The organism is Pseudomonas agarici (assembly GCF_900109755.1).
In the GTDB taxonomy this organism is placed as follows: domain Bacteria; phylum Pseudomonadota; class Gammaproteobacteria; order Pseudomonadales; family Pseudomonadaceae; genus Aquipseudomonas; species Aquipseudomonas agarici.
This window is the reverse complement of record NZ_FOAR01000004.1, coordinates 164,161-175,052: the sequence shown is the minus strand read 5'-3', so window position 1 is coordinate 175,052 and position 10,892 is coordinate 164,161. Positions and strand designations below refer to the sequence as shown.

The window sequence follows — 10,892 nt, the reverse complement described above, 5'->3', positions numbered from 1 at the left end:
TCCTCCAAGCGCTATCTACCAGCAGCTTGAGGTATGACCTGATCATTTGCGCGTACTGCCAACGTGCAGCATCTGTCATGAGAGCATCCATCTATCCCTTTGCCGGGCACTCCTCAGCTTTTCAACAGCAGCTCCATTGAGCTCGATGAATCAGCCAATCGGTACCCCATAGCCTTGTAACCCGCTTGGCGCTTGCTCCACATGCGGAGCAAAGTGGGATGTCCGGCATCAATAAAGTCGATGATGCGTACATCTGCCTTACTCGCATGCTCCCGATGCAGGCGGCCCGCATACTGCTGGAGAGTGCCCTTCCAGGAAACCGGCATGGCCAGTACCAAAGTATCCAGTGCCGGGTGGTCGAACCCCTCTCCGACCAGTTTCCCGGTTGCCAGGATCACCCGTGGAGCATCGGGTGGTAGTGCTTCCAGCTCGCTGATTAGCGCGGTACGTTGCTTCTTGGACAACCGCCCATGCAGCGTGAACAGATTCTCGACCCGACCTGCCAACTGCTCCTGAATGGTGCTGAGGTGATCCGTTCGCTCAGTCAGCACCAGGATCTTCCGTCCTTGGTCAAAAGCGTCTCCAACCTCGGCAGCAATCTTGGCTGTTCGCTCCGTGTCGCTGCACACCTGCAAGAAGACATCTTGGATGCTTGTCCCTTCAGGCATGAGTATAGGTCGAGAAAGCCACTGCGGCGTCACGGCCAGATCAGCTGGAGCACTCTCAGGCCTGCTCGCTGTGTGCCTGATTGGCCCGCACTGCATGAAAATGATCGGCTGCTGCCCATCACGACGTATGGGCGTAGCGGTCAGCCCCAACACATACTTGGCCCCAGCGGCCTTGAGGAGAGCCTCGAACGAAAAAGCTGAAACGTGGTGGCATTCATCCACGATGATTTGCCCGTAGTTTTTCACCTGCTCGCTGACTTCGCCCTGCCGCGACAAAGACTGCATCACGGCAACATCGATGATGCCAGTCGGCTTAGCCTTACCACCGCCTATGCTGCCGACAGTCATCTTGTCGACACCTAGAAAAGCCTGCAAACGCTCCGTCCACTGCTGGAGCAACTCTGTCCGATGCACCAACACCAGCGTGTTCACTCCACGTTGAGCAATCAGGGCCGCAGCTGTGACGGTTTTACCAAAAGCGGTTGGTGCACAGAGGACGCCGGTGTCGTGCTCCAGCATGCCTTCGAGAGCAATCTCCTGATCCGGGCGTAACGTGCCCCCAAAGCGGACATCAATGGGCTCTCCTGCGAAGCGCTCATCACATAGCAGCATCTCAATGCCGTTGTCGCGCAACAACATCCACACGTCGTCCAGGCAGCCACGGGGCAAGGCAATATACTGGGAAAAGTTTTCAGCACAGCCGATGATCCGCGCCGTATTCCACACAGACATGCGCATAGCCTGTGCCTTGTAGAACTCAGGGTTCTGAAACGCCGCCACCCGGATGAGCTTGTTGACTAATGGCTGGGGCAGCTCGGACTTGTTGAAATAGATCTGGTTAGCTAGGGTCACGCTCACTGAGGCGGGCAGCGCACACGCCAATTTATTAGTTTTTGCCGGTGCGCGATGCCAGGGTTTCAGCTCGTCGTCATCCATTATTGCGGTGACATCCAACGGATGGCGGCCTCCTGTGGCCCGCTGTGTTGCCGACGCAATGTCCTGCGCGGGCATCAGTTGAATACTATCCAGATACCCCCACTGGTCGGGATAGGGAACCAGCCTCTCGTCGACGAAAACACTGCCTCCATCCGTGCGTGCCCGCTTTTGTAGGGGAAGGGCAATCAAATTACCGAAGCCACCTTTGGGCATGCTGTCCTGATTAGGAAACAGTCGATCATACGACCCCAGCGTCAGTTGCCGGGTACGCTCGCAGGTATGGCTAATGATCGCGGAACCGAGCAGGCGCGCCTCACAAGCGAGGATATTGCGCTCGAAGAAAATCCAGGCATGCGCACCGTTGCCTGAGCGTGATATTTCCGTAGCCACAGGCACGTCCAACTCACGGCATGACTGGGCGAAAGCAGTGACATCCTCACGCCAATCAGCCTCATCAAAATCCACCGCAAGGAAGTAGCAAGTGTCATCTGGAAGTAACGGGTAGACGCCGATGACAATCTCGCCGGCCAGATGTTTATAGAGCACCTGATCTGTCAGCGGCAGGAGCTGGCGGTAAGAACACTCCCCGCACTTGATCCGTGGCTTCTCGCACACGCCAGGTCGCCATTCATTGGCGCAAGCGGGCGAATAGCCCGATTTACCGGCCTTACTTACCCAGCGCACGGGGTAAACATCGACCCTGCCCCGAAACAGTCGCTTAAACAGCGCAAGCTTGGCATCCGTGTCGAGACTGGAGCTTAGCAATGGAAGAGGGCTCGCCGACTCAACCTGCGAGGGCTCGTCATGCAACCGCCAGGCAATGCCATGCGACTCCAACAGCGCGACCAAGCGGGCATTTTCAGCTCGTAATTGCTCAAGCAAATCACGATCATCCATCGTACCAATGCCACCTTCAGTCGTAGGGGAACGACTGCCCCTGCCAATAATTTTAGGCGTTCGGCTGCCTCGCGGCACGCAGCCCACGTCCAAGGGTTCTACCGCTACCACAGCACTACAACTTCATGGTGGATCACCGTTACATTTGTTGCACACTCGCCCATTTTTTCAAAACATCAACTATATAGTCTTGGGACAGCCGCTCTTGCTCCAAGCGCCCTATCCCGTGCTCTCCCGAGCGGAGGCTTTCGAAAAGCTCGATCTCAGCAAAACTCAGACCTAGCTCAGGTAAATTTGCTGGTCGCACCTCATTTACCCCGCGTTCTCTGTAAGCAAGCAGCGTAAATTTATCCATCATCAGTGCTTGAGCATGCGGTTGCATAACTCTGACGTCAGCCAAGAATTTAAGTCCCCAAGTATCTAAATCTCCCCAGTAACCTATACGCTTTTCCTTCAACCAACTCGCCTGAAGCCAGACCGTGTTGCGCCCCCCACCAAATACCGCAACGGTGCCTGGCAGATTCGGCAATCCAAATCCAGGCTGTAGGTTCTCCACAACAAGCACACGCTCACCAGGCAGGGGATGCTCTAGAAGTTGCTCCAGGGGGAGACGCAAGACATCAAATCCTGCTAACTGTCCCCGTACCTGCGGGCACAATGGCCTCACATAGAGCCAATTGGAAGGTATCGGAATGCATGCCAGCCATTGCTCTAGCCCTCCGCAGCTGGAGACTTCCTGCTCATACAGCCCGTCCAGAAGCGCAGTCATCAAGGGCTGGTGAACCTCTAGAAACTTGGTATCCACCCCTTGGAGGGGTAATGCTCTGAAGTATCGTCCTTCACCCATACCCCGCCGGAGCTGAGGAAGAACACGCGCAAGCAATTCGGTGTCGACAACGGACAGCTTTTCCAACTCTAAAATTTGTTTAACCAGTGTCGGGTACAAGCTCTTGTCGAGGGCAAGAAACGGCTCCATCCGCGCAGCCCATCCCGCACTTCGTTCAATGGCCAGCGATCCCAACACCTCAATAAGCGCTTGAATCGACCCGATTTCTAGTCTTTCAGGCACGTCACACGTACCAAGCTGCCGAAATTGCCGTGACGTCCAAATGACTTGGTGTGGGTTTGGCCATTGACGCCAGGCTGCTACATAGTCATGAAAATGACCGATGTCCCTCAGCGCTTGACTACCAGTGGGCAACCCCAGCGACTGCTTAATAGGAAATCGCCGATCACCTGATAAGCGATCTCTGAGCCTGCCCGGGTGATCCCACTCCACTCTTCGCAGCTCCTCAATGACCTCCTGCGGCAGCCGTCCCCACTCCCTCATTAAACCGACTCCATTTCAATGCCCAAGGATTTAGCCGCGCCTTGAAGCACATGATGCTCATGCTGGTTGAGCTGCTTATCAATCTCTTCCCAGGTGACCTCGCACAAGCGGCTCTCATGCTTATCCTGATCTCGCTCCGCAATCAGCAGGGAACGCGCAGACTCCCTCGCAAGGTTGAGGTTCTTGTATGGAGTAATCAGATTGACGTGAATCTTCAGCTCTCGAAAGACTTTGAGCACGCGACGACTAACTGCCTCGGCGGTGTTAGAAAAGGCCTCATCCAAGAAAACGGTGCAGTACAGAGGTCTGTCATATCCATCAGGCGTCAGTACATATGCCAGACTTGCTGCCACTATGGTTCCGGCAAAGGACTCCTTCTCGCCACCTGACTTGCCGCTGGAGGACTCAAGAACGTCTCGCACTTTCTTACTGTCTTTCTCAACCTCCTCAGCGAAGAAGGACAACTGATAACGAGAGTCCAGCAGACGCAGGCTTTCTAAAGTGCCGGATGTAGCTGGGTTAGTCGCCTTCTCTAGCTTTTCAACCAGTTCCTTCAACTCCCGAAAGCGCCAATCATGGTCATCGCTACCCGCCCGAGCTAGCACGCGGATCATCTGGCTGTTAAAGGCTTTTACGTGTTCGAAGATTTCAGAGCGGCTCCCTAAACGAAGGAAAGTCCCATGCTTGAACTCCGTACGTTCCAAAACCTCATTGATCGTCTCGATACGATCCCGAATGTCTTCGCGCTCCGCGTCAATGGCTTGGCTGATGCGAGCTAGAGACTGGGTAGCATTACGATTCAAGCGCTCACGAAAACGATCCACAAGATCCGGTAAGCCCTCAGTCTCAAGATGTACCAAGTGATCTAAATAATCGTCTAGCCCATCAATACCCCCCAGCCAATCATTGGCAATCAGGGGCCATTCAGTCTTGAACCGAGTAACGATAGCGCTGGCTCTGTTTGACGTCTTGCTCTCTCGAACATGGGCTTTCTGTCTGGTCTCATCCAACTCTGAGCGATGACGGGTCTCGATTTCTGAAGCCATCTCAAGATCATCGATATGCATCTGTCCCACACGCGTTGTGAGCGACTCCCTGACCACATCGACTAACCCGGCTTGGGCTGCTTCCGAAGCAAGTTCGATCTGGGTTTTGGCTTGGCGGATATCGCTCTCTTTACCCCCGATCTGCCTGCTGACCTCACCCTGCTGACTACGTATCTCACTATGTTCTGCACTCGCAGCCTCCCAGCGCGCCTTTGCCATTCCCAAATCACTATCAGGCCGTTCTAATGCGTCTAGATCAGAGCGGAGAACATCCATTCGAGCCTGTGCAGACTGCACATCAATAAAGGCCCATGACGTCTTGGCAATCCGCCCCCATGTTTGAGCGGAGCCCTCAAGATTGTCCATCACGGAGCGAGCGACCTGGGTGGCTTTACCCAAGTCACACACCGCCGTATCAAGCGCTGCCTGATCCGCTTTGAGCGCGGCCAACCGATTCTTGTTACTGAACCCCAAACACCAGTGGCGCGGATCATCTACCCGCTGCTGATCCTTCTTCTCGAACCGTCCTTTATCCAGATGCATGAGCCCCTGGATCGTCATCGAGAAGGGGGTTTGATCAAGAGTCTCTGTCGAATCGACACACCCAAGATCAAAGCGCGAAAGGTGCTTTTTTAACCAATCACGGTAGCCGTGCACCCGCCACTCAATCTTCCTCAAGAAACCGTCTGGAATGAACTCGGTACTCTGCTCGTGTGCCCGAACGACCTGCACCCGGACATGTAGACCGGTATGGCGGGCGTTTAACCATTTAGTGACCAATCGATATTGCCCATCAGGCACAAGCAAGGTGTTTCGGAGCCCACCCAAAGCGCGCTCGATGGCCCCACGCCAGAGCTTGTGCTCCTCGCGCACATCGAGCAGCTCGCCAATGAAAACGATCTCTGACCTGTCCAATGACAGGCTCTCAACGATTTGGTCGCGAAGCCTTTGATAATCGGGGGCAATGTTGGAGTCTGGACGCGCTTCGATTTCCTGAATCTGAGAAGCAAGTTGCGTAAACCGGAGTTGATGATCAGAGAGCTCTCTAGCGGCTTCAGCAAAGCGATCTTGTGCCTGTTGTCGCTGCGCAGGCATGTCCAGAAGGATGCTTTGTGCTTTCGCCTGGTTCTGCTTAAACACGTCGGCGCTCAGCATCTCTGGCAGGCTCAGCGCCCGCACATCCATCTGATAGGCACGAGCCGCACCGACAGTCTCCCCATGTGCAGAGGTAGCATCCCTGAACTCCCGCCTCAGCCCCTCTAAGCGCTCTCCCCCCTGGGATTGATAGGCATGGTAAAGGGTCTGAACTCGTCCATTTGCTTGACCCTCAAGATCCTTTAGTCGATCTTCCTCGTCAGTCAGACGCTTCAACTCATCATCAAGCTGTGCAAAACGCAGCCCCCAGAGGCGATGACACTGCTCACCAAAGTACACCGAAAGCCCCGCTGACTCGGCAATCAACCTGTTCAGCTCTTCTTTAGCCTGACTGAGCGCCTGGCTCGTCTCCGGCAGCTCTATCAGAGCATCTCGTTGCCGCCGAGCATCGTCCAGCTCATTGTGAATACTCACCAGGTCATCAAACTCACTCACCGCTTGCCTGGCGTACTCCTTGACCTGACTTGGCTCCAAGACCAAGTCGCGGATTAAGCTGGTGAGATCATCAATTTTCTTCAGACCCAGTGCTCGTGAGAGCAGTGCAGGGGCATTTCGATTCTCCATCCGCAGCAAACGAACATAGGTTTCTTGGTAGTCGGAGAACGAGTCAAAAGCTTCGACCAGAGGATCTTCTTTCAGGTGCTGCTTGAGCAAACGAGCATTGCCCTCACCAAATAAATGCAGCAGCTCCTCAAGTCGAAAATCACGCTTGCCAATCACAAACAGTCGCTTGAGATCGTTCAGCGAGTTGCTCGCCTGCGTAATCCAAAACAACCCTGCGAGAGTGACCTCAGAGCCGTCATCTGCTCGATAGAGCGCCCTAAGCGCTGTAGCTGTGGCACCTGACCGTTTTAGAAGAATCGCTGTTTCAGTTCCATCGTGAGCTTTGCCATAGTTCCCTCTGATGTACGACATCAGTGTGCGATCTGCTCGATCACCTTGGGCCGCCGCAATATTGAAAGAGGCTTTGCTGGAGGGTAACAGCAGCGCCATCAAGCCATCGATCAGCGTTGACTTGCCTGCGCCGTTATCTCCTGTAATCAGGGTGCCGTCAGGATCAATCTTCGCCGTATGTAAGCCGTGGAAAGATCCCCAGTTGAAAACCGACAACTCAGCCAAACGGATCTGCCCAGAACTGAACAACTCATTAGGGCTAACAACAGGAGTCTCAAGCATCCTGCACCTCTCTATCGGAGTTCACCCCAGCATCTACGGCAAGACGCTCATACTCGGCCAACAACCTACCCAAGAAATCGGCGTTTACGACATAGCGAATAACCGACGTAATTTCGAAGCGCTCGTCATCTCCCCGTACGGTAGTGAGCAGACGCTTATCTTTCATAAGCGCCAACGAACCACTCAAAGCTCGACGGTCACTTCGAGTGCTATAGGTAAGCGGAAGAAATGGCGTCATCAACGCCTCGACACGGTCGATGTCGATGATGATCTTTTGTTCACCTGCGGTTTCTCGCTCCTGGTAGTACTTACGCAGAACCAAGAGCAACAGGGTGTCGTAAAGACTTAAGGTGCGCTTATTGATCAGCCGTGATCCCTCATCTGTCTCATCGTCTTGCTCAGAGACTTCCTGCTGCAAAAGAATCGCGATCCCAGTCTTATGATCCAACAGCATGTGCATGAACATGTTGCCGAGATGCGCCGCGATCAGCTCCTCATGACGGCATAATGCCTCGAACGCGATGCGTTTAGTTTCCGCCATTACGACACCTTGGCGAAGCAACAAAACTAAGGCTCGGCGGGCCTCAATAGGCATTCCGTTCGCAGCGGCATCTGGAGACGGCAGCTCTGAACTCTCCGAGTCCGTGGTGGCAATTGCTTCGCACAGAACCTCGTGATCACCTTCCCCGCCGACTATCCGGTACTGGTCAAACAGGGCTGGAGCCTTTGGCGTGGTCTCATTCTCTATACTCATAATGCGAGCTCCTCCAGATCCATAGGAAATTGTTCTGCCGCCATTAACAGCGCAGGGATCGTCGCGCGAATTAAATTACCCATATGGTCTGGCACCAGCAGGCTTTCCGCATCCTCCAAGATGACTGCATCGACTGCCTTGGCAATCCGTACGTGCGCGACAAGCTCCTCTAGACCACCAGTAATGGGGCGGAGTTGAACAATCTTCGCCACAGTCATTGGCCCACATTGGCTAAGGAGAGCCCTAACCTCCTGCGCGACCTCCAGTACTTTGACGGTATTGAGGTGATCGAGCATGCCAACACTGGCAACGTGGCTATTGGTGTTGGCTATCACTTTGCTGGTGTCCAGCCGCTCCTCAGGTAAGCGCAGGTGAATGCTGGAAGGAGAGCGCACACGAAGACTACCTGTTGGTAGCTCAACGGCAACGGACGCACGAAAGCTCAGATCATGCTCTTTGAAATTGACCGCCTGCTTCTCTAGCTGTCGAAGCAGCCGCTCCACCGCTCGACGCTCTTGCTGGGCACCACTTTCAACGAACGCACGTAGGCTCTCTTCTGTACGCCGCCGCACCTGAAAGACCCGTTCGCTTTCCTTTGTCAGCTCGCGTACCAAGTGCCCCAGATAACGCACCTCATCTTGTTTGAGGTATTGAGAAGCGGGTCGAACGAGGATGGAGCGCAATTGCTCACGGAGCTCGATGATCCGGTTCTGATCGCATAACAGTTGAAAGAAGCCATCGAAGGCTTGCCCGGCGTCCGTTTGCAGCAACTGCCCCTCGTGCTCCAACAGTGCCTGCAAAACCTCACCACGCCCGGTCTCTGACTCAATCATCTGGACACGCATCCGCTGATCAAGCTGCCGAATCTCGTCTTCCAAGCGACGGAAGTCTCCAGTCAACACTGAGGCCAAGTGGTAGAGGCCTCGAATCCGTTCACGCTGTTCCGGTGCTGATAGTTCGGGGACGACACCTGCGCGCAGGAGCTCAATCTCGCGATCCAGCTCTTGGCTGCGGGCCGTAAGGAGGGTGATCCGTTCTTCGGGGTTGGGGCTGAGCGCAACCGCCAAGTCTCGAACAGCATCCTGCACGATACGCAGGTGAGTGGCTGTGGCGTTGCTATCGCGCTGCTCAAGGTTCTGGGCAAACCTGAGCGCCTGTTCGAAGGCATCTGTACGAGTCAGTCGGTCATCGTGCTCACGCAGCCAACCGGACTGAATCCAGTGGCGCAAGTGTATACCGGCGTTTTCTTGTAGGCCGTAACTGTCCTGCCAGGCAGGCAACTCAGCCTCAAGGGCAATACGGGCCTTGCCGAAAGACACTTCGCTGTCCTGGGCAAACAAGTCACTGACGAAGGCCAGGATGATAGGTGCATGTTCGGCATGCACTAAACGCCATGCGGCGTGCTCAGTAAACAAGCGCCTGTATCGCGCCTGTTGTTCATGCAAGCTCATCGCCACCTCCCTGTGCACGCGCTCAGATTATGATCACAGAATACGCGCCAATCTCGGGCGATTTCATCTGAATTTTTTCGGAAGCTACTGAAGGTACTGGGCGGTAGGGTGGATACCAGCGTGCAGCAATTGTAAAAACTCCTGTAGGGATTGCTCACCGCCCTCAGGATCGAACGAAGCCACGACATAGAAGCTGCCGCTTTCAGTATGTAGTACCCAGAAGGGCCCTCGCTGCTCCGCATGTTTGACATCAGAGGTTCGAATCCGATGGCCATCAGCAAAACGGCCAAAACAATCGGCCTTTCTATGTCGATGAGTGACTCCCATACAACAGCCCGCCACCAGCACAGCGTCCGTAAGATAGGCCGTGACCGGCTCGTCGAAGCTGTAACTAATGGCGTCCTTTAGCCGGTCGCTAGCGTCTGGGTTCGTCGCGCTCATGGGATGAATCTCTCTTCAAGCGTGAGCACTAAGCTTTCGTCGAAGCCCGTCTCTTCGCCAGGATAGCCTTTTGGATTGCACACGACACGAGTACCGGCCACCTCGTAATCGACTGCCATATGGGAGTGCCCATGCACCCAAAGTGCAACCCGATCTTTGCCCATGAGATCATCCCAGCCATTGGCATATGCAGCGTCCAGGTGACTACCGGCGTGAGGATTTTCCAGCAATGAGCGCAGCGTTGGCGCATGGTGGGTGATGACGACGGTTGGGCCAGCGAAGGGTTTTGCAAGCTCACTCCTCAACCAATCCCTCGTGCGAACTGATTCATCAATTAAGTCAGCGGGCCGAATGCGGCGATAATTATCCGTACGGATCTGGCGGAAATCGTTCATAGAATTCTGAGCACTGAGTGCCGCCAATGGAGCATTACCCGTGGCAGCAAAATCCGTCCACATCGTAGCGCCCAGAAACCTAACGCCTCCTATTTCCACGGTATCTCGATCAAGCACACGAACGTGGTCATCGCTAGCCGCACGCATCTTTTCCAGCGTTCGTTGCAAGTGCCCGCTGTAATACTCATGGTTTCCCAATACGTATAGCACTGGGCAATCGAACATAGCTCTCGCCCAGGCGATCCCACGGGCTTTTACATCGATATCGCCGGCCAAAATCACGACATCCGCGTCGACTGGCGCGGAGGTAAACGGCTCAAACTCAAGATGCAGATCGGACAGCAAATGAATACGCATCGCTATCTCCATAGCCTTAGAGACAAGTTACGACTCGCCAAAAAAATTATTGCGGGCAATCCGGCCAAACTATTGATCACCCGCCGACTGCTCGTAATCGAACAGCGAAGCGATTCGCCGTTGCTCACGAAGATAAGCCAGGATTTGGAAGAAGCAGGACTTGCATAGAACCACACAGTAACGATCGCCGCCGTGCTGTGAGCCGTATTCCCACCGGGCCTGCAAAGTGCCAAATTGCTGGCCGTACCCGGCCAGGCGTGCGTGGCGGCCACACACTTCGCAGTGA

General features: G+C 54.6%; 7 protein-coding genes. All 7 read right to left on the bottom strand.

Annotation, left to right across the window (positions count from 1 at the left end):
* Nucleotides 1-113 precede the first annotated feature (113 nt).
* On the bottom strand, nt 114-2,501 hold the full coding sequence (locus BMX68_RS05555; RefSeq protein WP_017132209.1) for a TOTE conflict system archaeo-eukaryotic primase domain-containing protein: 2,388 nt from the start codon (nt 2,499-2,501) through the stop codon (nt 114-116).
* Between the two features lie 139 nt (nt 2,502-2,640).
* Nucleotides 2,641-3,831 (bottom strand): DUF3322 domain-containing protein, encoded by a 1,191-nt coding sequence (locus tag BMX68_RS05550; RefSeq protein WP_017132210.1) that lies wholly within the window; start codon nt 3,829-3,831, stop codon nt 2,641-2,643.
* Nucleotides 3,831-7,208: an ATP-binding protein gene (locus BMX68_RS05545; RefSeq protein ID WP_017132211.1), complete on the bottom strand. Its 3,378-nt coding sequence runs from the start codon at nt 7,206-7,208 to the stop codon at nt 3,831-3,833. Before BMX68_RS05545 ends, BMX68_RS05550 begins: the two co-directional genes overlap by 1 nt.
* Nucleotides 7,201-7,962: a DUF4194 domain-containing protein gene (locus BMX68_RS05540; RefSeq protein WP_017132212.1), complete on the bottom strand. Its 762-nt coding sequence runs from the start codon at nt 7,960-7,962 to the stop codon at nt 7,201-7,203. The genes BMX68_RS05545 and BMX68_RS05540 overlap by 8 nt, the downstream gene beginning before the upstream one ends.
* A complete protein-coding gene (locus BMX68_RS05535) occupies nt 7,959-9,413 on the bottom strand; it encodes a DUF3375 domain-containing protein (RefSeq protein ID WP_017132213.1) in 1,455 nt (484 codons plus the stop codon). Before BMX68_RS05535 ends, BMX68_RS05540 begins: the two co-directional genes overlap by 4 nt.
* A gap of 84 nt (nt 9,414-9,497) precedes the next feature.
* Nucleotides 9,498-9,854, bottom strand: a complete 357-nt coding sequence (locus BMX68_RS05530) for a hypothetical protein (RefSeq protein ID WP_017132214.1) — start codon at nt 9,852-9,854, stop codon at nt 9,498-9,500.
* Nucleotides 9,851-10,606 carry a metallophosphoesterase gene (locus BMX68_RS05525; RefSeq protein WP_017132215.1) on the bottom strand — a complete coding sequence of 252 codons (756 nt, stop codon included), beginning with the start codon at nt 10,604-10,606 and terminating at the stop codon, nt 9,851-9,853. The genes BMX68_RS05530 and BMX68_RS05525 overlap by 4 nt, the downstream gene beginning before the upstream one ends.
* Nucleotides 10,607-10,892 lie beyond the last annotated feature (286 nt).

Bases quoted from the DNA above. Each gene is read 5' to 3' on its own strand.
- BMX68_RS05555 (WP_017132209.1), bottom strand. From the start codon at position 2,501: ATGGATGATCGTGATTTGCTTGAGCAATTACGAGCTGAAAATGCCCGC.
- BMX68_RS05550 (WP_017132210.1), bottom strand. From the start codon at position 3,831: ATGAGGGAGTGGGGACGGCTGCCGCAGGAGGTCATTGAGGAGCTGCGA.
- BMX68_RS05545 (WP_017132211.1), bottom strand. From the start codon at position 7,208: ATGCTTGAGACTCCTGTTGTTAGCCCTAATGAGTTGTTCAGTTCTGGG.
- BMX68_RS05540 (WP_017132212.1), bottom strand. From the start codon at position 7,962: ATGAGTATAGAGAATGAGACCACGCCAAAGGCTCCAGCCCTGTTTGAC.
- BMX68_RS05535 (WP_017132213.1), bottom strand. From the start codon at position 9,413: ATGAGCTTGCATGAACAACAGGCGCGATACAGGCGCTTGTTTACTGAG.
- BMX68_RS05530 (WP_017132214.1), bottom strand. From the start codon at position 9,854: ATGAGCGCGACGAACCCAGACGCTAGCGACCGGCTAAAGGACGCCATT.
- BMX68_RS05525 (WP_017132215.1), bottom strand. From the start codon at position 10,606: ATGCGTATTCATTTGCTGTCCGATCTGCATCTTGAGTTTGAGCCGTTT.